We start from the raw sequence: 22,785 nt of genomic DNA on the forward strand, positions 1-22,785 counted from the left end.
GCCGGCGTTGCCGGCGATGAGGCCCGCCCGGACAACATCATTGTCTTTTCAGGCCTCATCGCCGGCAACGCCGGCTCCCACAGGGTTGTGTGTCAACCGTGAGATGCGGGTTACCAGATCGGCAAGGTGTAGGTCACGATGAACCGGGTCTGGTTTTCGTCCCTGAACGCCGCGCCCGTCGGGAAGTCATTGCGGTAGATCGACTTCCTCGCCAGGAACCCGACGTTCTTCATCGGCCCGCTCTGGATCACATAGCCCAGCTCCATCTGGAACTCACGCTCCTTGCGGTCGTCGGCATTGAGCGAGGCCAGCTCGATATTGTCCCCGCGCACGTAGCGCAGCCGGCTCTTGAGCCCCGGCACGCCGAGGGCGACGAAGTCGTAGTCGTAGATCGCCTGCCAGGTGTGCTCCTTGGCATTGAGGAAGTCCGAACTCATGGTCAGCTCGCTCATGCCCATCAACTCGGTACCCGACACATAGGGCGTGGCCGAATCGCCGCTGGAGTGCATATAGCCGACGCCCAGCCTGTGCCCGCCCAGGCGGTAGCTGAACATCGCCGAGGCGTTGACGTTGTCCACCCTGCCCGCTCGTGCCTGGCCGTCCTCGCGGCTGAAGAAGCTGCGCAGGTCGGCGCTGAAGGTACCGTCACCGATGCCCTGCTCGTAGAGTGCGGCCAGGGTGTCCTGCTGGTAGAGGTCCTTGAGCTCGGCATGATAGGCACGAAACCCGAGGGACTTGTTCAACTGGTAGTCAGCGCCGGCATAGAGCATGTGCGGCGAGGTTTCCGCGCCACGGAAGCGGCCATTGGGCGAGGCGATCGCCATGCGCTCGTAGCTGGTGGAATCGCGCTTGTTGATACGGTCCAGGTAGCCGGCATTGACGGTCAGGCCGTCGATTTCCTTCGAGCTCAGGGTGGTGCCGCGGAATGTCTGCGGCAGCAGGCGCGACGGACTGGCGAAGGCGAACGGCAGGAAGATCAGGTTGTCGCCGCTCTTCACCGTGGTCTGGCTGATCTTCATCTTGGCGGTCATTGCCAGCCGCGAGTAATCATCGGCCGCGACCTTGTCGCTTTTCGACACCGGCAGCAGTTCGGTGCCGCTGCGATGAGGCGCCGAATCCAGCTTCAACCCCAGCAAGCCCCGGGCATCCAGGCCGAAGCCCACCGGCCCGTCGGTAAAGCCGGACTCGACGAACAGGTTGAAACCCTGTGCCCACTCCCGCGCGGCGCTCTTGGCGCCGCCGTCCTTGTAGTCGCGATCCAGGTAGTAGTTTTTCAGCGCAAGGTTGGCGTGGCTGTCTTCGAAGAAGCCGCCAGCCAGGCTCGGGGTGCTGGCCAGTGCCACCGCCAGCGCCAGGAAAGCGCGGGTATCACGAACGCAGTGCTGCATAAGGGGAGTCCACTCTTGTTGTTTTTGTTTTCTGGCAGTCGGGCGACGTATCGGGCGTCGCCTCGCAGCGGAGAATGGAAAGGCAGCCAGGCTCCGTCAACGGCAAATGACCGATAATCGAACATTAATTTTATTAACTATTCGATCACGACCGGGGGATTTTCCGTCGCGCCGGCGTCTAGCGCAAGCCTCTTCAAAAGCCTCGTCGATCAGAAAAAACCAGCTGCAAAAATAGTTATTCTTGTTATCTTGTTTTCACGCCGGCGTCCGAGACCGGTGCAAGCAGAACTACAACAACAAGAACGAGGCCATGCCATGGACACTTCACTGCGTCGTCCGACGCTGACAATCGCTTTGTGTTTCATCGTCGCGCTGATCGAGGGTTTCGACCTGCAATCGGCCGGCACCGCGGCTGCCGGGTTGCGCCAGAGTTTCGAGCTGGACCCGAAGATGCTCGGCTGGGTATTCAGTGCCAGCATCATCGGCCTGTTGCCGGGAGCGTTCTTCGGCGGCTGGCTGGCCGACCGGATCGGGCGCAAGAAAGTCCTGGTGGCGGCGGTCATCCTGTTCGGCGTGTTCTCCCTGTGGACCGCCTATGTCGCCACCTATAACCAGTTGCTGCTGGCCCGGCTGATGACCGGCCTGGGCCTGGGCGCCGCCCTGCCCAACCTGATCGCCCTGTGCGCCGAAGCGGTGGGCGAGCAACGGCGCAGCACCGCCATCAGCATCATGTATTCCGGGGTACCGCTCGGTGGTGCGCTGGCAGCGGTGGTGGCGATGTTCTCCCATGATCACTGGCAGATGACCTTTATCATCGGTGGCCTCGCGCCCCTGCTCGCGGTCCCGCTGATGCTGGTCATGCTTCCGGAATCCCGCGCCTACCAGCAGGCCGGTACGGTGCTGCAACGGCCTTCCACGTCCAGCGCGCTGTTCGGCGAAGGCAGGGCCAGTGCCACGCTGATGCTGTGGCTCGCCTACTTCTTCACCCTGACCGTGATGTACATGCTGCTCAACTGGCTGCCGTCGCTGCTGATCGGCCAGGGCTTCAGCAAGCCGGATGCCGGGCTGGTGCAGATGCTGTTCAACGTCGGCGGCGCGCTGGGTTCGCTGCTGGGCGGCATGCTGCTGGACCGTGGCAGCCCGCAGCGGGTCACCCTGTGCATCTATGCCGGCCTGCTTGTATCGCTGGCCGGGCTGGGGTTGTCGGTGGGCGTGACGGCCATGGCCATTGCCGGGTTTGCCGCGGGGCTGTTCGTGATCGCCGCGCAACTGGTGCTCTACGCGCTGGCCCCGCCGCTGTATCCGACCGCCGTACGCGCTACCGGTGTCGGGGCGGCAGTGGCCATCGGGCGCCTGGGTTCGGTGAGCGGACCGCTGGCGGCCGGGCAGATCCTTGCGGCCGGTGCCGGGACGGCCGGCGTGCTGCTGGCCGCTTCGCCGGGGCTGGTGGTAGCGGCGCTGGCGGCGATCCATGTGATGCGGCGTTCCGGGCAGGCTACGGAGAGCGTTTCCGCACCGTTGCAGAAAGCCGGGTCCTGATGTCTATTTCACCCAAGGCATCCGCGTCTTCCAGGCTTCAATAGTCATACCGGTCCACCGCCCTGCGCCGCTCGTTGTCATCGCGCATATCGTAGTTGGCGGTGGTCTGGATATTGCTGTGGTGCGCCAGTTTCTGCGCGATGGACAGGTCATGCTCCTCGATCACCCGGGTAATGAACGACCGGCGGAAATCGTGGGGCATGATCTTCACCCCCACCTGTTGTCCGCGCTGGCGGGCGATGTAGTAGATCGCGTGCTTGGTGATGCGCTCGCGGGTGATATGGCTGCCGCGGCGAATGCGGTTGAACAGGAAGCCATCGTCCTGGACGCCCGGCGGTAACTGCTGGCGACGGAACGTCAGCCAGGCATCGAGCTTTTCGAAGGCCCAGGCCGGGGCGTACTTGATCAACTGCTTGTTGCCCTTGCCCAGCACCTGCAGGCTGCGCTCGGCAAAGTCCACCTGGGCCAGGTCGATGTTCACCGACTCCGATTTGCGCATGCCGGTCCCGTACAGCAAAGCGATCAGCGCCGCATCGCGCAGGCCCTGGGGCCGCGGATCGGCGGCGCAGACCTCCATCAGTTCGCGGATCAGGCTGCGCTTGAGGTTGCGCCCCACCGGCAGGCGGGTGCCCTGCACGCCCTTGACTTCGCGAATGCGCAACAGGCGCTCCTGGTCGATCAGGCCCAGGCGCCAGGCTTCGTTCATCACGCCACGAACGGCATTGACGTAGAGCGACGTGCTGTTAGGCGCGTAGCCATCGCTGCGCAGGGCGGCAACCAGATCGGTGATATGCGCGGGTTCGAGCTGATGCCAGGGCACGTCGCTGATATCGCACTCGTCGAAACCGAGACGGTCGGCAGCGTCCTGCAGCACGTAGTTCATGGTCAACTGGCTGGAGGGGGCCAATCGGGCGAGGTATTGCAACAACGGGTTGGGCAGTGACTCGGGCAAACCTTGGGGTTCCTCGGCGGGTAGCGATGCGGGGCAGGATGACCGAGCCCCCGTACGCGAGCAAGTGCTTTCCGGCGTACGCGAACCTCACACCAGCCGCTCGAAGATCGCCCCTTCGACGCCCAGCACCTCGCCGTCGCCGGAATAGATGCCAACCCCCGTCTCCCACACGTCCTTGATCTGCCCACCGGCGCTGCGGATCCGGTAGCTCAGTTGATAGGGCTCGTGCTTGAGCAGCGCGCATTGCACGCAGTACCAGATGTACTCCGCATACTCGTCGAGGATCAGCGAGCCGTAGCTGCGCTCCGGGCTGGAGGTCAGGTATTCCGGTGGATAGCCGGTCAATGGCAGGCACCCTGCGCTGACGTACTCCATGTACCAGGTGCGGTCGTTGCGCCCGCGGTAGATCAGCCCCGGCAGTTCATCCAGCAGGCCGGAAGCGAACGGAATCGGTGCAGCAGGCATCACCGGTGCACCGCGATGCACCCTCGTGGCCAGGGCCAGGCGCGAGCCGAGGCGGAACTTGCGCAGCAGATTGCGCACGTAGATCTTCACGGTGCCGTCGCTGATTCCCAGTTCCCGGGCGATCTGCTTGTTGCTCAGGCCCGCGCCGATCAGCGCCAGGGTCTGGCCCTCGCGCTCGGTGAGGTCGTCCCGCGCGACGGGCGACTGCAAGGCGTTGTCCATCCCTCTCCTCCTGCAACCCTGGGGAATTGATTCCCAAGGCAGCAACTTTCGTGCCCTGCCGCGCCCATTACTCCTTTTGGCATACCCCCTCTAGCGGATTGAGCGAAATTTCCTGAGGAGAAATTATTTCCCTCACGAAGAAACAGTCGCAGAGAAAAGCCATGACCGATCACCCTTTCAGCGTCCCCCGCTACGAGCCCCAGGCCGGGCCGGCGGATCTGCTGGTCACGCAGTACCGCGACGCCGGATATCCCGCCGCGCAGCAGCTGGTGCAGGGCGATTACGCCAGCAACGCCGCCTTGCAGCAGGCCCTCGCCGCCCGCCTTGAACTGGCCCGCTGCGGCCTGCGCCTGGAATTGCGCGGCGACGAAGCCTTCATCTGGCCGCTGCAAGCCGTGGCCCAGGCCGCCGGCCTGCAGGGCGATGAAATCCTCCTCAGCCGCTTGCCGGGCAGTCGCCGGGTGTTCTGCGTGCACTGCGCCCAGTGCCAGCCGGCCAGCGCCGCCGAATCCCTGACCTGCGCCCACTGCGGCGTGCAGCTGGAGGTGCGGCGCCACTTCTCGCAACGCCTGGGCGCCTACCTCGGTGTGTGCGCCGATGCCGACCAACCCTACGCCGACTTGCCGAATGCCGACTTGCCGAATGGAGAGCCCCGCCCATGATCGATGTCCGCGTCGCCGCCATCCATGAACTGACCCCGGTGATCCGCGAGTACCGCCTGCAAGCCATCGACGGCGCCCTGCCCGGTTTTTCCGCCGGCAGCCACGTCCAGGTGCACCTGCCCGATGGACGACGCAATGCCTATTCGCTGCTCGGCGACCCGGCGGACAGCAGCGAATACCGCATCGCCGTGCGCCATCAGGACAACTCCCGGGGCGGCTCGCGCTACCTGCACCAGGTGCTGTGCAGTGGCGATCACTTGCGCATCGGCGCCCCGGCCAACCTCTTCCCGCTCTACAGCAAGGCCCGGCAGCACCTGCTGGTGGCCGCAGGGATCGGCATCACGCCCTTCATGGCCCATAGCCGCGAACTGCTGCGCCGCGGTGACGACTTCGAGCTGCACTACGCCTACCGCAGCGGCAGCAGCGATGCCTACCTGGGCGAACTGCGCCAGTCGCTCGGCCCGCGCTTGCACGAGTACCCCGCCGGCATCCGTCGCCTGGATGCCCGGGCCCTGCTCAAGGACCGCCCACTGGGCGCCCACGTTTACAGCTGCGGCCCGCAATCCTTGCTGCTGGCGATAGCCGAACAGGCCGCGGCCCAGGGCTGGAGTCCGCGCCGCGTTCACAGCGAAGCCTTTGCTGCGGCCGAGCCGGGCCTGCCCTTCAGCGTCGAGCTGCAGCGCAGCGGCCGCCAATTGCAGGTCGGTGCCGAGCAAAGCCTGCTCGAAGCCCTCGAAGCCGCCGGCGTCGAGATCCCCAACCTGTGCCGTGGCGGCGTGTGCGGCCAGTGCCAGACGCCTTACCTGAAAGGCGACGTCGAGCACCGCGACCACTTCCTCGCCGCCAACGAGCGTGCCACCAGCCTGATGCCCTGCGTATCCCGTGGCTGCGGCAGCCCGATCCTGCTGGATATCTGACCCCGGAGCCTTCGCCATGACCCTGACCTTCAAGCCGCTGGAAACCTACCGGGACGACTTCAGCTTCGCCAACAGCGCCGAAGCCATCGCCCGCTTTCCCTTCCCGTTCCCGGAAGACCAGTACATGTATTCGGTGAACCTGGAGCCGGCCACCTCCCGCGATCCCGGCTCGGTGTTCGAGCACCTGTTCGATATCGACGAGCATTACGTCTCGGAAATGGCCGAGCGTGCCCGCGTGCTCGAACTGGACCCGCAGCGCTGCCTGGTGATGCCGCATATGGCCCAGGCCGCCTGGGACAGCCTGGCCCTGCTGATGCAAAGCCTGGCCACGGACTACCCGCAACACTTCCGCCTGGCCCGCGACGGCGATGCCTGGCATTGGCAGAACCTGGCCCTGGGCATCGACCAGCGCTTCACCTTCGGCGACCCGGCCACCCTGCCCTGCGAGCCGCTTGAGTACATCACCCGGCAGATGCAGGGCGACTTCGCCCTGCTCGACCAGCGCGACAACGACCTGTTCATGGACGCCGGCATGGTCACCTGCCCGGCCGACTGGTCGCTGCGCTTCGACGCTGGCATGAGCTTCCAGCAATGGCACGCGCCGGTGCCCATGGCCCATCGCGCCGGCGTGTTCGAGCGGGCCTTGAAATACCTGCTGAACATCCAGGTCGGCCAGCCGGTGCGCCGCCTGAACTGGACCCTGACCATCAACCCGCGCCTGGACACCTCGCCCGAAACGTATCACCAGTGGGGCAGCGACCGCGGCAAGGTCACCGCCGACAACGCCGGGGCCCTGGTGCACCTGCGGGTCGAGCTGCAACTGATGGTGCGCCTGCCGCGTTCCAACGCGCTGATGTTCAGCATCCGCACCTACCTCATCAGCCTGGACGAACTGGTCACCAACCCGGCCTGGGCGCAACGCCTGTACCGGGTGATGCGCGACCTGCCGGAGCCGATCGCCGACTACAAGGGCATCAGCCGCTACCGCCAGCCACTGCTGGACTGGCTGCGACCGTTCGATCCCCAAGCCTGAACCCGACTCATCACGACAAAAGGACATTTACCATGGCCAACTCCTGGCGCATCAGCGCGCTCCGCGAACGCCACCTGGCGCTCGGTTCGAAACTCGAAGACTGGAACGGGATGGGCACCGCCTGGACCTACGCCAGCGATCTTGCCGACCACCACGAAGCCATCCGTACCCGTGCCGGCCTGATGGACGTTTCCGGGCTGAAGAAGGTCCACTACGTCGGTCCCCATGCCGAAAGCCTGCTGCAGGACGCCACCACCCGGGATATCTCCAAGCTCTATCCGGGCAAGTCGGTGTACGCCTGCATGCTCAATGAAGACGGCACCTTCGCCGACGACTGCATCGTCTACCGCACCGGCCCCAATGCCTTCATGGTGGTCCACGGCGCCGGCAGCGGCCACGAGATGCTGGTGCGCTCGGCCCAGGGCCGGCAGGTGGCGGTGCTGTTCGACGACGACCTGCACGACCTGTCGCTGCAAGGGCCGAAGGCCGTGGACTTCCTCGCCGAGCACGTTCCCGGCATCCGCGAGCTGCCGTACTTCCATCACCTGCAGACCAAACTGTTCGAACGCCCGGTGATGATCTCCCGCACCGGCTACACCGGCGAACGTGGCTATGAAATCTTCTGCAAGGCCGCCGACGCGCCGCTGATCTGGGACAGCATCCTCGAGCAAGGCGCCGGCCACGGCATCATTCCCTGTGCCTTCACGGCCCTGGACTGGCTGCGGGTCGAGAGCTACCTGCTGTTCTACCCCTACGACAACTCGCAGATGTACCCCTTCGCCGACCAGAAGGCCGGCGACACCCTGTGGGAACTGGGCCTGGACTTCACCGTGTCCCCCGGCAAGCAGGACTTCCGTGGCGCCGGCGAGCACCTGCGCCTGCAGGGCAAGGAGCGCTTCAGAATCTACGGCGTGCTGCTCGACGGCCACAGTGCCGCGCAGAACGGCGACACCCTGTGGCACGACGGCCGCCAGGTCGGGGTGATCACCTGCGCCATGTACTCGCGCCTGACCGAACGCTCCATGGCCATCGCCCGGGTCGAACCGCAGATCGCCATCCAGGGCCTGCCCCTTGAAGTGCGCGGCAGCCTCGTCGCCAAGGCCATCGCCCACAGCCTGCCGTTCGACGATCCGGAAAAGAAAAAGCGCACCGCCAAGGGCTGACGAGACCACGACCATGACCCACTACATCCTCAAGATCAGCTGCCCGGCCACCTCCGGCATCGTGGCGGCGGTGACCACCTACCTGGCCGGGCGCCAGTGCTATATCAGCGAACTGGCGCAGTTCGACGACGAACTGGCCGGGCGCTTCTTCATGCGCGCGGTGTTCCGCTTCAACGACGGGGTCAAGCCCGGGCTGGATGCCCTGCGTGAAGGCTTCACCGATATCGCCATGCCCTTCGCCATGGACTGGGAACTGTTCGAAGGCAACCGGCCCATGCCGGTGCTGCTGATGGTCAGCAAGTACGACCATTGCCTGACCGACCTGCTCTATCGCCACCAGAAAGGCGAGCTGGACATGCGCATCACCGCCATCGTGTCCAACCACCTCGACCTGCGGGCCATGGCCGAGCGCGAGGGCATCCGCTTCGTCTACCTGCCGGTGACCAAGGACACCAAGGCCCAGCAGGAGGCCGCGCTGCTGCAACTGGTGGAAGAAACCGGCACCGAACTGGTGGTCCTCGCCCGCTACATGCAGATCCTCTCCGATGACCTGTGCCGCCAGCTTTCGGGACGGGCGATCAATATCCATCACTCGTTCCTGCCCGGCTTCAAGGGCGCCAAGCCCTATCACCAGGCCTATGCCCGGGGCGTGAAGCTGATCGGTGCCACCGCCCACTACGTCACCTCGGACCTCGACGAAGGACCGATCATCGAGCAGGAAGTGCAGCGCGTCGATCACGCCTGGCTGCCCGACGACCTGGTGCGCATCGGCCGCGACACCGAGACCGTGGCCCTGTCGCGGGCGGTGAAATACCACCTGGAGCACCGGGTGTTCCTCAACGGCGAGCGCACGGTGATTTTCCGCTAGCCCTCAAGCACACCGCGAACCCTGTGGGAGCGGGTTCACCCGCGATTGCGATGGTGGGCCCACTGACGTCATCGCGGGTAAACCCGCTCCCACAGGGTCCGCGGCGCCCTCTGGATTACTACAGTTCCGAATGCGGAGTAGATGCCATGAACCAACGCGTTGCCATCATCGGCGCCGGCCCCTGCGGCCTGGCCCAGTTGCGAGCCTTCCAGTCCGCCCGGGCCAAGGGCGCGGACATCCCCGAGCTGGTGTGCTTCGAGAAGCAGGCCGACTGGGGCGGGATGTGGAACTACACCTGGCGCACCGGCCTCGACCAGCACGGCGAGCCGGTCCACGGCAGCATGTATCGCTACCTCTGGTCCAACGGGCCAAAGGAATGCCTGGAGTTCGCCGACTACAGCTTCGACGAGCATTTCGGCCGGCCCATGGGCTCATACCCGCCAAGAGAGGTGCTCTGGGACTACATCAAGGGCCGGGTCGAGAAAGCCGGGGTGCGCGAGCTGATCCGCTTCAATACCGCCGTGCGCGATGTGCGCTTCGACGCCGACAGCCAGACCTTCGTGGTCACCGCCCACAGCTATGCCGACGACCTGACCTACAGCGAAACCTTCGACTACGTGGTGGTCGCCAGCGGGCATTTCTCCACCCCCAACGTCCCGAGCTTTCCCGGCTTCGAAAGCTTCGCCGGGCGCATCCTGCACGCCCACGACTTCCGCGACGCCCTGGAATTCAAAGGCAAGGACGTGCTGATCGTCGGCGGCAGCTACTCCGCCGAGGACATCGGTTCGCAATGCTTCAAATACGGCGCGCGCAGCATCACCAGTTGCTACCGCAGCGCGCCCATGGGCTACCAGTGGCCGCAGAACTGGGAGGAAAAACCGCTGCTGACCCACGTCACGGGCAGCACTGCGTTCTTCGTCGATGGCAGCAGCAAGCAGATCGACGCGATCATCCTTTGCACGGGATACAAGCACCACTTCCCCTTCCTTCCGGAAGACCTGCGCCTGAAGACCGACAACCGCCTGTGGCCGCTGAACCTGTACAAGGGCGTGTTCTGGGAGCAGAACCCGCGGCTGGCCTACCTCGGCATGCAGGACCAGTGGTACAGCTTCAACATGTTCGACGCCCAGGCCTGGTATGCCCGCGACGTGATCCTAGGGCGCATCGCCCTGCCCGACCAGGCCGCCATGCACGCCGAAGACCTGGCCTGGCGCGAAGAGGAACTGAAGCTGGAGAACGCCCAGCAGATGTTCGAATTCCAGGGTGAATACATTCGCCAGTTGATCGCGGCCACCGACTATCCCAGCTTCGATATCGCCGAGGTCAACCGCACCTTCCTGCAATGGAAGCACGACAAGTACGAAAACATCATGGGCTACCGCGACAAATGCCATCGTTCGCTGATCACCGGGACCCTCGCTACGCCCCATCACACCCCCTGGCTGCAAGCGCTGGACGACTCGCTGGAGGCCTACCTGGCCGAACAGCCAGGCCCTGGCAAGCGGACGGCACCTTGAGGAGCAGCCCATGCAAGCACCCGTGATTTCACGGCCGCAGGAGCCGGCGCTGTTTGCCCGCAATCCGCTGGTGGAACGCCACCGCGTGGCGCCGGGCGGGCTGACGGTAGTGGAGCTGGAGCCCGGTGATCGCCTGGAAGTGATCGACGTCGAAGGCGACCAGCGCGCCGAACTGCTGGCCTTCGCCGGCAACCGCCAGGCGCTCGGCGCCCTGGGCTTGCGCCCCAGCCCCGGTGCGGCGTTTATCGGCCATCTGCTGCATGACGGCAGCCGCGAGGCAGCCCATGTGACGGCGGGACTGGCCCGCCGTGGCATCGACTGCCGACAGTTGCCGGACGCCGCACGGCTCTGGTCCGAGGCAACCCCGGCGGGACACAGCCGGGTATTCCACAGCGGTGAAAACCTGCTGGTACTGGTGGCCGCCCCCGGCGGCGCCACGCCGGTGGACAGCCAGGCGCGGGCCAGCGAACTGCGCCTGCTGGTACGCCGGGCCAATCCGAGGACGGCCTTCGTACCGCCGTTGCCCGCACCGCTGGGCGAGGTGCTGGACGAGTTCACCATCACCCCCGGCACCGCCCGCGACTACCAGGTCGGCGCCGGGCAGTACATCCAGGTGCTGGATGTGGCCGGTCGGCAGTGTTCGGACTTCGTCGCCTTCGACCGGCGTGGCCTGGACAGCGGCGCCCAGATCGACCTGGACCCGACCGTGACGCGCACGCTCAACGGCAATGCCTATCCCGGCCCGGGCCTGTTCAGCCGCTTCTACGACCGCAACCTGCAACCCATGCTGGAAGTGGTGCGCGATACCGTTGGCCGCCACGACACTTTCGCCCTGGCCTGCACCGCACGCTACTACGAGGCCCAGGGTTATTTCGGCCATGACAACTGCAGCGACAACATCAGCCGCGTGCTGGCCCGCCATGGCGTGACGCCGCGGGCGGGCTGGCCGGCGATCAACTTTTTCTTCAACACCGCTGTGGATGCCCACCAGCAACTGACCGTCGATGAACCCTGGTCGCGGCCCGGCGACTACGTCCTGCTGCGCGCCATGACCGACCTGGTCTGCGCCAGCAGCTCGTGCCCGGACGATATCGACCCGGCCAACGGCTGGCAGCCCACCGACATCCATATCCGCGTCTATTGCGCCAAGGAGCGCTTCAGTCTCGCCATGGCCACTCGCAAAGCCCCCGACGCTCCAGCGCAACTGACCCGCGAAAGCGGCTTCCACCCCGGCACCAGCGCCCTTACCCGGCAATTCACCGAATACCGCGGCTTCTGGACCCCGCGCCAGTTCGACGGCTACGGCACCCTCGCCGAATACCATGGCTGCCGCGAACGGGTGGCGGTGATGGACCTTTCGGCGCTGCGCAAATTCGAAGTGCTCGGCCCGGACGCCGAGGCCCTGCTCGACTACTGCCTGACCCGCGACGTGCGCAAGCTGGCGGTGGGCCAGGTGGTGTACAGCGCCCTGTGCTACGAGCACGGCGGCATGCTCGATGACGGCACGCTCCTGCGCCTTGGCGCCGATGCGTTCCGCTGGATCGGCGGCGAGGAGCATGCCGGCGACTGGTTGCGCGAGCAGGCGGCGCGGCTGGGCATGAAGGTGTGGGTCAAGAGCGCTTCCGAGCAGATCCACAATATAGCGGTGCAGGGCCCCCTGGCCCGTGCCCTGCTCAAGGGCATGATCTGGACGCCGGGCACCCAGCCGGCACTGGAAGACCTGGGCTGGTTCCGCTTCCTCACCGGGCGCCTCGACGACTACAACGGCCCGCCACTGATGGTTTCGCGTACCGGCTACACCGGTGAGCTGGGCTACGAGATCTGGTGTCACCCGCGGGACGCCATGGCGATCTGGACCCGGTTATGGCAGCTGGGCGATCCGCTGGGGCTGGATGCCCTGGACATGCTGCGCATCGAGGCCGGGCTGATCTTCTCCGGCTATGACTTCTGCGACCAGACCGACCCGTTCGAGGCCGGCATCGGCTTCTGCGTACCGCTGAACAGCAAGCAGGCCGACTTCATCGGCCGCACCGCCCTGTTGCGGCGCAGTGCCGAGCCGCAGCGGCGCCTTGTCGGGTTGCTGCTGGAGGGCAATGAAACCGCGGCCCACGGCGATTGCGTGCGAGTCGGCCGGGCCCAGGTCGGGGTCATCACCAGCGCCACCCGCTCGCCCGTGCTGGGGCGCAACATCGCCCTGTGCCGCCTGGACGTAGCCCATTGCGCGCCGGGCACGCAGGTCGAGGTAGGCAAGCTCGATGGCCAGCAGAAACGCCTTTCCGCGACCGTAACGGCCAGCACCGTAGCCTACGATCCGGAAAAACGTCGGGTGCGTGGGTGAAACTGGATGGGAAATTGCAGGTAATCGGGACAGGGATTGTCCCTTTTGCATGGAGAACCTGACGATGTGGTTCAGCAAAGCGTCCAGCGACCTGGCCAACGAGCTCAGCCAATGGCTCGAACAACTTTCCCGCAATGGCTCTGTTACGGGCCATTCACCCCTGTTGCAGCGCCAGCCGCGGCTGCTCGGCACGCTTGAACATCTGCAAAGGGACTGGGGCGAACTGCAACGGATTCGCCAGCAGGCCGAGGGTTATGTAGCACCGCCGTGCACCGCGGATGAGCTGGATGCGCTGCAACAGCGCCTGGCCGAGGCCGATGCGCGGGTGCAGCAGCTGACCACGGAGCGCGATGCCGTTGCCCAGCAACTGCAGGTGCTGAGTGCCGAGCGCGAGCGCTGGAGCGAAGACCGCCAGGTCTGGGAATTGACCCAGCGCACCCTTACCGAAGGCTGCTGGGCAATGAACGTGGTCAACGGTGATCCGGACCATCCGCACAACGTGATTCGCTGGTCGGAGCAGTTCCGCGCCCTGATCGGCTACAGCCGCGAGGAGTTTCCCGATGGCTGGGACAGCTACTTCGGCGTGGTCAATGCCGACGACCTGAAGAACGTGATGAAAGCCTTCAATGCCTCGATGGTCGACAGTGGTGGCGACGGTGTCTACGCGGTGGAATACCGCATGCGCCACAAGACCCGTGGCGAGGTTTGGTTCCGCGAGCGCGGGCGCTGCCTGCGCGATGCCAAGGGGCGGCTGACCTGGGTGACCGGTGCGGTACGCGAGATCAGCGACGAGAAGACCGCCGCCAGCCTGCATGACCGCGAGCAGGCCAGCATCCAGGCCACCTACGGGCATATCGCCCAGGTCGCCGGGGTGATCCGCGGGATTGCCGAACAGACCAACCTGCTGGCGTTGAATGCAGCCATCGAGGCAGCCCGCGCCGGGGAAGGCGGCCGGGGGTTCGCGGTGGTGGCGGACGAGGTGCGCAACCTGGCCCGCAGGACCCAGGAGTCCGTGCAGCAGATCCAGAACATGTTGCAGTCCTGAAGACAACGCGGCCCCTGTGGGAGCGGGTTCACCCGCGATTACGATAGTGGATTCACCAACGCGATCGCGGGTGAACCCGCTCCCACAGGGGCCGCGGAACCTTCCCGAAATCACACAACAATAAAAGCCTTGAAAGGCAAGCAGTCCACTTCCCTCTGCCCACCACAACATTCCTAAAGCATTTGCATCGAGGATCGAGTGATGGAAGAACAGAAAGCCCCGACCCTGGAGGAATTGAAGGGTCTGATCGAAATGACCAACACCCTGAACATGGAGATCTTCTACTGGTGGTGCATCGCCTTGATGATCCTGATCCATGCCGGGTTCCTCTCCTACGAAATCGGCGCATCGCGCCTGAAGAACGCCCTCGCTGCCGGCGTCAAGAACATCCTTGCCTTCGGTTTCATCGTCCCCACCTTCTTCCTGTTCGGCTGGGCCATCTACAACGCCTTCCCCGATGGCCTGGTGCCGCGCATAGATGCCCTGGCCGCCGCGATGCCGTGGAGCCAGGCGATGGGCCCGAACATCAAGGACAATGCCACCGGCATCTTCTGGGGTGCCTTCGCCCTGTTCGCCGCCACCACCGGTTCGATCCTGTCCGGGGCGATCATCGAGCGGGCGCGGATGAGCGCCTTCATCATCATGACCATCCTCCTCGGCTCGGTGCTCTGGCTGTTCGGCGCGGCCTGGGGCTGGCACCCGGAGGGCTGGCTCACGGTCAAATGGGGCTACCACGACGTCGGCGCGGCCGGGGTGGTGCACATGATCGCCGGCTTCTTCGCCCTGGCCGTGGTCATCAACCTCGGCGCACGCATCGGCCGCTTCAACCCGGACGGCAGCGCCAACGCCATCGTCGGCCATAGCATGCCGATGAGCGTGGTCGGGCTGATGCTGATCATCGTCGGCTTCTTCGGCTTCCTCGGCGGCTGCATCATCTACAGTTCGGGCGCGCAGTGGATCAACATCTACGGCCAGCCGACCACCCTCTCCGCCTTCGCCTTCAATACCCTGATGGGCTTCGCCGGGGGCCTGATCGGCGCCTACCTGACCAGCCGCGAGCCGTACTGGATGATGTCCGGCGGCCTGGTGGGGATCATCTCCGTGGCCCCCGGCCTGGACCTCTACCACCCCGGCCTGGCGTACCTGATCGGCATGGGCGTGGCCGCCGTGGCGCCGCTGGTCAACAACCTCCTGCTGAAATTCCGCCTCGACGACGCGGTCGGCGCATTCGCCGTGCATGGCTTCGGCGGCTTCGCCGGGCTGGTGATCAGTGGCGTGTTCCTGTCCGGCTACCCGAACATGAACGGCATGGCCGAGATCAGCTTCATGGGGCAACTGGGCGGTGCCGTGGTCATGGCGTCGCTCGGGTTCATTCCCGGCTACCTGGTGTCCTGGGCACTGAAGAAAGCGGGCGTGCTGCGGGTGCCGGCGCATGCCGAAGAGCGTGGCCTGGACCTCACCGAAGTACCGGCCCAGGCCTATCCGGAATGGAGCGGGATCTATGGCGAGCCGGTGAAAGCCAAGCCGGTGATGATCGCTGAAAGCAAAGCCACTGTCTGAGGGGAAACGCCATGAGCATCAGTACCTATGAAGGCGCCAGCGCCGTATTTACCTTTGCCGACAAACCTGCCGTACTGGCGGTGATCACCCTGGTGGTGATCGCCGCCACGCTGTATGCGCTGGTGACTACATTCGTGCATGAGAAGCACAGTTATGCGATGCCGGACGAAGATCTACCGAAGCTGAAGTAAAGCCACAAAGCGACGCGGACCCTGTGGGAGCGGGTTCACCCGCGATTGCGGTAGTGAGTTCACAATAGCAATCGCGGGTAAACCCGCTCCCACAAGGTCCCTGCAAATCAAAGAGTTATGTTTTGTTCTATCAGAGCTGGCTTGCCAGCGATGAGGCACTCAAACACACCACCTTAAGCAACCTGCCCATCCCCCACCAGCTTCAACCCGACAATCCCGCCGACGATCATCAACAGGCACACGCCCTTCAGCACACCCAGCGATTCCCCGAGAAATACACTCCCGTAGATCACCGTCCCCAGCGTGCCGATCCCCACCCACACCGCATAGGCCAGGCCCAGCGGCAGTTCCCTGACCGACAGGCTCAGCAGGTAGATGCTCAGGGCCAGGAACACCCCGCAATACAGGCTCGGCCACAAGCGGGTAAAACCATCGGTACGCGGAATGATCGAGGCATACAGCACTTCGCAGGCCCCGGCCGCCAGCAGATACGTCCATCCATTCAACCAGCCCACTGCCCTTCTCCTTTCATCACACAAGCAAACGCCGGCACAAAGCGCCGGCGCTGTTTTCACTCAGGGATCAGTTGGAATACTTGTATCCCACCTCGCCGTGCGCGGAGAGGTCCAGGCCGTCCACCTCGGACTCTTCATCCACCCGCAGCCCGCCACAGAACGCCGCGGCGATCTTGAAGGCGACCCAACTGCTGACGGCCGAGAAGACGATGCTGAACAGGATCGCCCCGCCATTGACCACCAGTTGCTCCATCAGCCCGCGACCTTCGGCAAAGCCCTGGCCACCGATGGCGGTGAGGGCGAACACCGGGGTCAGCAGGCCGCCGAGAATCCCTGCCACGCCATGCACGCCGAACACGTCGAAGGCGTCGTCCAGGCCGATCATCGGCTTGAGCTTGTCCACCGACCAGACGCACACGGGCCCTGCGATGAAGCCCAGCAGGATGGCGCCCATAGGGCCGACGAAACCGCAGGCGGGAGTGATTGCCACCAGGCCGGCGATGGCCCCGGAAATCGCGCCGAACAGGCTGGGACGACCGCGGTATTGCCATTCGACGATCAGCCAGCCAAGGGCACCGGCACAGCTGGCAAGCATGGTGTTGACCATCACCAGCATGGCGAAGCCGCTGGCGGCCAGGGCGCAGCCACCACAGAAGCCGAGCCAGCCGACCCAGAGCATGCAGCCACCGGTGTAGGTCATGGTCATGTTGTGCGGGGCCAGGGCCTGGGTGCCGAAACCGCGCCGGCGCCCGAGCATCCAGGCGCCGACCAGGGCGGCGATGCCGACGTTCAGGTGCACCACGTTGCCGCCGGCGAAATCCTGCACGCCAAGGTTGAACACCCAGCCGCCACCCCAGCCCATATGGGCCATGGGCAGGTAGTTGAGGGTCAGCCAGAAGGCCATGAACACCATCACCGCCGAGAACTTCATGCGCTCGGCAAACGCACCGACGATGATCGCCGGGGTGATCGCGGCGAACAGCAGCATGAACAGGAAGTACAGGTATTCAGGGATGGTGCCGGTGATCGAATCCTTGCCTACCCCGTGCAGGAACAACTTGTCCAGGCCACCGATGAACGACTGCAGCGAGCCGCCATCGGTGAAGGTCAGGCTGTAGCCATAAAGCGCGAATAGCACCGCGGCCAGGGACGCGGTACAGAACACCTGCATCAGGATCGACAGCACATTCTTGCTACGCGCCATGCCGCCATAGAACAGGGCAAGGCCGGGCAACATCATCAACAGCACCACCAGCGAACACAGGGCCACGAAGGCGGTGTCGCCGCTGTCGATGGCCGCCGGCGCGTCCTCGGCCAATGCCGACGTCGCGCCCAACATCAAGGAAAGGCCCAAGGTACCGCGGACCACAGGTGAATACCGGATCATTGCCCACTGCCTCCAATCGATGGCATGCCGGTGACCGCAGCGTCAAACGGGCCGGCATTCGTTATCGCTGCGGCGCACCGCAATGTTTGATAGCCAGGGGGACAACGCAAGCGCCTTGCCAAGTTGGGCAAAACGCCACGAATTCATGGCAATCGATTGAAAACAAAGGTGTTTGTCGGAGCGGACGCGGCATGGCATGCGGGCACGAAACGATTCCCCATAGGAAATTTAGTTTCTTTTAGTGCAATCAACGCTGACCCTTCACCAGTTTGGTGCTCCGGCTGCAAGCCCTCTGCCGTGGGGCTTTTCCTGTCCGGATCATCAGGATTTACGGCATACCGTCCACCAATAAAGTGATTGCAAACAAGAAACACTCGCAGATAATATCCGCGCGCATTTTCTTCTTGTCCTACAAATTTCGTCAGGATTCCAACCCCGATGCGCCGTACCATCGTCTCGCTCTGCCTGCTCCACGCCGTCCCTGCCCTGGCCCTCGCCGCCGAACCCAGCCTCCAGCTCGAAGCCGTGAACATCAACGACAGCGCCGACTACGAGCGCGCCGATGGGCCGGTGCAGGGCTACAAGGCCACCCGGTCGGCCAGTGCGACACGCACCGACACCGCCCTGCACGAAACGCCGCAGTCGGTCAGCGTGGTGCCTCGCGCAGTGCTGGAAGACACCGGCGCAACCCGCCTGCAGGACGCCCTCGACTACGCCGGAGGCGTTGGCCGGGCCAACAATTTCGGGGCCCAGGGCCTGACCACCGTCACCGTGCGCGGCTTCACCACCGGTGAGTACTACCGCAATGGCTTCCCGATGAACCGCGGCTATCCTGGCGCGCCGGACTCGGCCATCGTCGAGCGCCTGGAGGTGATCCGCGGCCCGGCCACCAGCCTGTATGGACGTGGCGACCCCGGCGGCACCTTCAACGTGGTCACCAAGCAGCCATTGCCCGAATCGAAGGTCACCGTCGGCAGCCAGCTCGATGACCAGGGCATGCACCGCGCCACCCTCGATGCCACTGGCCCGCTCAACCAGGACGGCAGCCTGGCCTATCGCCTCAACGTGCTCGGCGAAGGTGGCGAGAGCTTCCGCGATGACGTGGAAAGCGAGCGCTACGAAGTGGCGCCGGTGCTCAGCTGGCAGGTCAACGACGCCACGAAGATCGTTTTCGAAGGCGACTTCATGCGCAACAACCATCCGCTGGACCGCGGCCTGACCCGCTATGCCACGCAACAGGGCAGCGCCTCGCGGGACACCTATCTGTGGGAGAAAGGCAGCGACAACCTGCTGCATAACGATAACGACATGGCCCAGGTACGCTTCGAGCATCTGCTCAACGACGACTGGACCCTGGCCGGTGGCGTGCAATGGCTGGACGGGTCGCTGCAAGGCAACGCCGTGGAAGCCAACGCACTCCAGGCCGATGGCCGCACCCTTGGGCGCAACTTCAACTGGCGCAAGCTGGAATGGTCCGACCGCGATTACCAGTTGAACCTGACCGGTCACTTCGACACCGGGGCGTTCAGCCACACCCTGCTCACCGGCATCGAATACGAGGACTACGACTACCAGTCGATCATCCTGCGTTCGGCAGCCGGCGCCAGCGCCTACCCGATCGATATCTACCATCCGGTGCTCGGCCAGCCGCGCCCGGCCCTGACCCGCACCACCACCCACGACAAGGAAAACCTCAAGACCTGGGCGTTCTTCATCCAGGACCAGGTGGCCCTGACCGAGCGCCTCAAGGCCCTGGCCGGCGCCCGCTTCGAACGTTTCGAGCACGACTACGACAACCGGCTCAACAGCACCGGCGACTTCACCAAGGCCGAGAACGGCGTGACCCCGCGCCTGGGCCTGCTCTACGACCTGACCGACACTGTCGCGGTCTACGCCAACACCGCACGCTCGTTCAAGCCCAACAGCGGCGCGGCCCGTGAAGGCGGTGGTTTCGATCCGGAAAAAGGCCGGTCGTGGGAGCTGGGGGTGAAATGGGAAGCCCTGGAACGCCAGCTCGCGGTGGACGCGGCGATCTACCACATCGTCAAGGAAAACGTGCTGACCCGCGACCCGATCGACCCGACCTACAGCATCGCTGCCGGCGAGGTTCGCAGCCGTGGCCTGGACATCAACGTCGCCGGCAACATCACCCCCGAATGGCGGGTGATCGGTGGCTACGCCTATGTCGATGCCGAAGTGACCAAGGACAACCGCCTGCCCACCGGCACGCGCCTGGCGAACATCCCGCGCAACAGCTTCAGCCTGCTCAACACCTATGAATTCCAGGACGGCCTGGCCAAGGGCCTGGGCCTGGGTGTCGGGGTGAAATACGTCGATGATCGCAACGGCCAGACCGAAGCGGTGACCTACACCATGGAGCGCTATAGCGTTGTCGACCTGTTGAGCTTCTACAAGGTCAACGAGCATGTGCGCCTGAACCTGGACGTGAAGAACCTGTTCAACAAGGGCTATGACGAAGGTGCGTTCAATACCTATGCCTATCCGGGAGCACCGCGCACGGTGCAGGCCGGGGTGGCGTACACCTTCTAGATTCCAAGGCTGACAGCAAATCCTGTGGGACCGAAATCGCGGGTGAACCCGCTCCCACAGGGTTCTCGGCAGGCCCTCAATATCGAGGCTTGCCGCAGCCAGTGTGGGAGCGGGTTCACCCGCGATAGCGTCAGGTCAGGTAACACAGATATCAGTAGATAACGCGATAGATCGCCTCAACCTCCCCCACATCCATATCCCGCGGATTGCTGTCGATCAGCCGCTGCAACCCGCCGACCACATCCGCGGCCATGCCCGGGATCGCCGCTTCATCCACGCCAAGCTTCGACAAGCGCAGTTCCAGCCCGCTGTCGCGCACCAGCCCTTCGATAGCCTGGACAAAGGCTTCGGCCGCAGCCCCTTCGTCAGTGAACACCGCTCCCGGCAACAGATGCCCCGCCAGTTCCGCATACAGCCCCCGTGCCGCTTCGAGGTTGAAGCGGATCATCGGTGCCATGACCAGCGCATTGGCATGTCCATGGGGAATGTGGAAGCGCGCCCCCAACGGATAGGCCAACCCGTGGATGGCGGCCACCGAGGCATTGACGAAGGCCATCCCGGCCATCAGCGAGCCTTGCAGCATCGCTTCCCGCGCCGCCACGTCGCGACCGTCCGCCAGCACCTTGCGCAGGTTGCCGCCGAGCAGCCTTAGCGCCGTGGTCGCCAGGCCATCGGAGATGGGGTTCTTGCGCGTGCGGCTGGTGTACGCCTCGATGGCATGCACCATGGCATCCAACCCGGTGGCGGCCGTGACCTGCGCCGGCAGGCCGAGGGTCAGTTCGGGGTCGAGCAGTGCCACGTCCGGCATCAGTTGCGCCGAGTACACCGCCTGCTTGCGCTGCTGCTCGTCGGTAATCACCGAGACCCAGGTCACTTCAGAGCCGGTGCCCGCCGTGGTCGGCACCAGCACCAGCGGTACGCGCCGCCCTTGGGCCTTGTCGGTGCCGTACAGGTCCTCCAGAGGCTGATCGCTGTTGACCAGCAAGGCCACCAGCTTGGCGGCATCCAGCGAGCTGCCGCCGCCCAGGCCCAGCACGCCATCGGCGGCGAATGCCCGTCCCCGCTCAACCGCCTGCCTGACCACGGTAACCGGCGGATCCGCCACTACCTGGTCGAACACCGCCACCTGGCAACCTGCCGCTTCCAGCGCCGCTACGGCCGTGGCGGCAAAGCCCAGCCTGACGATGCCCGGATCACAGACCAGCAGCACCCGCCCCGCCCCCAGCCCGGCAAACACCTCGCCGATGCTGCCCAGGCTCCCCGCCGCGCAGACGATGCGCGGCACGCTTCTGAATTCATGGTTCATCGCGAGCGGCCCTCACAACACCGAGGCATAGATGGCCCGCGCATCGTCACGGGTGACCGGACGCGGATTGTTGACCAGCAGGCGCTGGACCTTCATCGCGTCGTCGCTGAGGCGGTCGAGGTCCTCCTCGGTGACCCCGACTTCGGCCAGGCGCTGGGCAAACGGCATCCGCTCGACCAGCGCCGTGATGAAGCCGATAAAGGCTTCGCAGGCCGCCGCCGGGCTGTCGAAACGCTGCCCCGGCAACACGCTTGGCGCCAGCTCGGCATACAGGTCCTGCGCGGCGCTGCGATTGAAGTTCAGCACCGGCACCAGTACCAGCGCATTGCTCAGGCCATGGGGCACATGGAAATGCCCGCCCAGCGGGTAGGCCAGCGCATGCACTGCCGCCACCGGGGCGTTGGCGAAGGCCATGCCGGCCAGCATCGAGCCCAGCAGCATCTCGGAGCGGGCCTTGAGGTCGCCCGGCTCGGCGAGCACACGGTCCAGGTTGCCGGCCAGCAGGCGCAGTGCCTGCACGGCCAGGCCATCGGAAAGCACGTTCTTCCTGTGCAGGCTGGTATAGGCCTCGATGGCATGGACCATGGCATCCACGCCGGTCATGGCACTGACCGCCGCCGGCAGGCCGACGGTCAGGCGCGCATCGAGCAGGGCAATGTCCGGGTACAGCAGCGGGCTGACCACGCCTTTTTTCTCGTGGCTCGGGGTGGTGACGATGGCCACTGCGGTGACTTCCGAACCGGTCCCGGCCGTGGTCGGCACCTGGATCAGCGGCAGGCGCGGACCCTGGGCCAGGTTGATGCCGTAAATGTCCTCCAGCTTCTGCTCGCGACCACAGAGCAGCGCCACCAGCTTGGCGGTGTCCAGCGAGCTGCCGCCACCCAGGCCGATCACCGCCTGGGCGCCACAGGCGCGCCCGGCTGCCACGGCATCAAGTACCGAGGCCTCTGGCGGATCGGCCTGTACGTCGCTGTACAGCGTCACGTCAACACCCGCTTCGCGCAGCGCTTGCATCGGCGCGTCCAGCAGGCCGGCTTTGTGCAGCCCGGGATCGCTGACCAGCAGCACCCGCCGGGCCCCCAGTTCGCGGCACAGCGTACCCAGGCGCAAGGCGCCATCCACTTCGCAGATCACCCGTGGCGTGGTTTCAAAGGTAAAGTTCGACAT

At 65.0% G+C, this 22,785-nt stretch carries 19 protein-coding genes and 1 pseudogene; 12 read left to right on the forward strand and 8 right to left on the reverse strand.

The genetic code is table 11. The annotated features are described in order from the left end of the window. Nucleotides 1–110 precede the first annotated feature (110 nt). The gene (locus ACPFMA_RS16140; RefSeq protein ID WP_425928211.1) at nucleotides 111–1,388 is read right to left on the reverse strand and encodes an OprD family porin; all 1,278 of its coding nucleotides are present in this window, start codon (nucleotides 1,386–1,388) and stop codon (nucleotides 111–113) included. Nucleotides 1,389–1,703: 315 nt separating this feature from the next. Between ACPFMA_RS16140 and mhpT the strand changes: the two genes are divergently transcribed. Continuing rightward, entirely contained in the window at nucleotides 1,704–2,927 is a 1,224-nt protein-coding gene (gene mhpT / locus ACPFMA_RS16145; protein ID WP_425928212.1) for a 3-(3-hydroxy-phenyl)propionate transporter MhpT, read from the forward strand. A gap of 37 nt (nucleotides 2,928–2,964) precedes the next feature. On the opposite strand, the gene ACPFMA_RS16150 is transcribed toward mhpT, so the two are convergent. After that, a complete protein-coding gene (locus tag ACPFMA_RS16150) occupies nucleotides 2,965–3,879 on the reverse strand; it encodes a site-specific integrase (protein ID WP_064304184.1) in 915 nt (304 codons plus the stop codon). Nucleotides 3,880–3,966: 87 nt separating this feature from the next. Then, nucleotides 3,967–4,566 (reverse strand): LuxR C-terminal-related transcriptional regulator, encoded by a 600-nt coding sequence (locus ACPFMA_RS16155; protein ID WP_425928213.1) that lies wholly within the window; start codon nucleotides 4,564–4,566, stop codon nucleotides 3,967–3,969. Between the two features lie 161 nt (nucleotides 4,567–4,727). Between ACPFMA_RS16155 and ACPFMA_RS16160 the strand changes: the two genes are divergently transcribed. The 10 genes and pseudogenes from ACPFMA_RS16160 to ACPFMA_RS16205 all read left to right on the forward strand — a co-directional run bounded on the left by ACPFMA_RS16160 (nucleotide 4,728) and on the right by ACPFMA_RS16205 (nucleotide 15,860). Further along, nucleotides 4,728–5,228: a dimethylamine monooxygenase subunit DmmA family protein gene (locus tag ACPFMA_RS16160; protein WP_420058035.1), complete on the forward strand. Its 501-nt coding sequence runs from the start codon at nucleotides 4,728–4,730 to the stop codon at nucleotides 5,226–5,228. Further along, the gene (locus ACPFMA_RS16165) at nucleotides 5,225–6,145 is read left to right on the forward strand and encodes a PDR/VanB family oxidoreductase (RefSeq protein ID WP_425928214.1); all 921 of its coding nucleotides are present in this window, start codon (nucleotides 5,225–5,227) and stop codon (nucleotides 6,143–6,145) included. The genes ACPFMA_RS16160 and ACPFMA_RS16165 overlap by 4 nt, the downstream gene beginning before the upstream one ends. A gap of 16 nt (nucleotides 6,146–6,161) precedes the next feature. Continuing rightward, on the forward strand, nucleotides 6,162–7,178 hold the full coding sequence (locus ACPFMA_RS16170) for a heme-dependent oxidative N-demethylase family protein (protein ID WP_064304180.1): 1,017 nt from the start codon (nucleotides 6,162–6,164) through the stop codon (nucleotides 7,176–7,178). A gap of 32 nt (nucleotides 7,179–7,210) precedes the next feature. Continuing rightward, nucleotides 7,211–8,341, forward strand: a complete 1,131-nt coding sequence (locus ACPFMA_RS16175) for an aminomethyltransferase family protein (protein ID WP_425928215.1) — start codon at nucleotides 7,211–7,213, stop codon at nucleotides 8,339–8,341. 13 nt (nucleotides 8,342–8,354) lie between these two features. Further along, nucleotides 8,355–9,209, forward strand: coding sequence for a formyltetrahydrofolate deformylase (gene purU, locus ACPFMA_RS16180; protein ID WP_420058030.1), 855 nt, complete (start codon nucleotides 8,355–8,357; stop codon nucleotides 9,207–9,209). A gap of 146 nt (nucleotides 9,210–9,355) precedes the next feature. Next, nucleotides 9,356–10,726: an NAD(P)-binding domain-containing protein gene (locus ACPFMA_RS16185; RefSeq protein WP_425928216.1), complete on the forward strand. Its 1,371-nt coding sequence runs from the start codon at nucleotides 9,356–9,358 to the stop codon at nucleotides 10,724–10,726. 10 nt (nucleotides 10,727–10,736) lie between these two features. Then, nucleotides 10,737–13,064, forward strand: a complete 2,328-nt coding sequence (locus tag ACPFMA_RS16190) for a DUF1989 domain-containing protein (RefSeq protein ID WP_425928217.1) — start codon at nucleotides 10,737–10,739, stop codon at nucleotides 13,062–13,064. 460 nt (nucleotides 13,065–13,524) lie between these two features. Then, nucleotides 13,525–14,100: pseudogene (locus ACPFMA_RS16195) on the forward strand (methyl-accepting chemotaxis protein); the annotation flags it as partial. A 210-nt stretch (nucleotides 14,101–14,310) separates the two neighbouring features. After that, nucleotides 14,311–15,669, forward strand: a complete 1,359-nt coding sequence (locus tag ACPFMA_RS16200) for an ammonium transporter (protein ID WP_425928218.1) — start codon at nucleotides 14,311–14,313, stop codon at nucleotides 15,667–15,669. Nucleotides 15,670–15,680: 11 nt separating this feature from the next. Next, nucleotides 15,681–15,860 (forward strand): hypothetical protein, encoded by a 180-nt coding sequence (locus ACPFMA_RS16205; RefSeq protein ID WP_009397873.1) that lies wholly within the window; start codon nucleotides 15,681–15,683, stop codon nucleotides 15,858–15,860. 173 nt (nucleotides 15,861–16,033) lie between these two features. Here the strand turns inward: ACPFMA_RS16205 and ACPFMA_RS16210 are convergent, their stop codons facing one another. The 3 genes from ACPFMA_RS16210 to ACPFMA_RS16220 all read right to left on the reverse strand — a co-directional run bounded on the left by ACPFMA_RS16210 (nucleotide 16,034) and on the right by ACPFMA_RS16220 (nucleotide 18,214). Further along, nucleotides 16,034–16,375 carry a DMT family transporter gene (locus tag ACPFMA_RS16210; protein WP_009404044.1) on the reverse strand — a complete coding sequence of 114 codons (342 nt, stop codon included), beginning with the start codon at nucleotides 16,373–16,375 and terminating at the stop codon, nucleotides 16,034–16,036. Nucleotides 16,376–16,442: 67 nt separating this feature from the next. Then, nucleotides 16,443–17,762, reverse strand: coding sequence for an ammonium transporter (locus tag ACPFMA_RS16215; protein ID WP_064304174.1), 1,320 nt, complete (start codon nucleotides 17,760–17,762; stop codon nucleotides 16,443–16,445). A gap of 143 nt (nucleotides 17,763–17,905) precedes the next feature. Continuing rightward, complete coding sequence (locus ACPFMA_RS16220) at nucleotides 17,906–18,214, reverse strand: hypothetical protein (RefSeq protein ID WP_425928219.1); 309 nt, start codon at nucleotides 18,212–18,214, stop codon at nucleotides 17,906–17,908. On the opposite strand from ACPFMA_RS16220, the gene ACPFMA_RS16225 reads away from it, so the two are divergent. Then, nucleotides 18,201–20,312, forward strand: coding sequence for a TonB-dependent siderophore receptor (locus ACPFMA_RS16225; RefSeq protein ID WP_064304173.1), 2,112 nt, complete (start codon nucleotides 18,201–18,203; stop codon nucleotides 20,310–20,312). The two genes, ACPFMA_RS16220 and ACPFMA_RS16225, sit on opposite strands and share 14 nt — an antisense overlap. A gap of 151 nt (nucleotides 20,313–20,463) precedes the next feature. Here the strand turns inward: ACPFMA_RS16225 and ACPFMA_RS16230 are convergent, their stop codons facing one another. Together ACPFMA_RS16230 and ACPFMA_RS16235 are read right to left on the reverse strand one after the other, a co-directional pair. Further along, nucleotides 20,464–21,618 carry an iron-containing alcohol dehydrogenase gene (locus tag ACPFMA_RS16230; protein ID WP_425928220.1) on the reverse strand — a complete coding sequence of 385 codons (1,155 nt, stop codon included), beginning with the start codon at nucleotides 21,616–21,618 and terminating at the stop codon, nucleotides 20,464–20,466. A gap of 12 nt (nucleotides 21,619–21,630) precedes the next feature. After that, nucleotides 21,631–22,785 carry an iron-containing alcohol dehydrogenase gene (locus ACPFMA_RS16235; protein ID WP_425928221.1) on the reverse strand — a complete coding sequence of 385 codons (1,155 nt, stop codon included), beginning with the start codon at nucleotides 22,783–22,785 and terminating at the stop codon, nucleotides 21,631–21,633.

Origin of the sequence: Pseudomonas sp. NyZ201 (genome assembly GCF_049860765.1) — a bacterium.
GTDB classification, from domain to species: Bacteria; Pseudomonadota; Gammaproteobacteria; order Pseudomonadales; family Pseudomonadaceae; genus Aquipseudomonas; species Aquipseudomonas bharatica.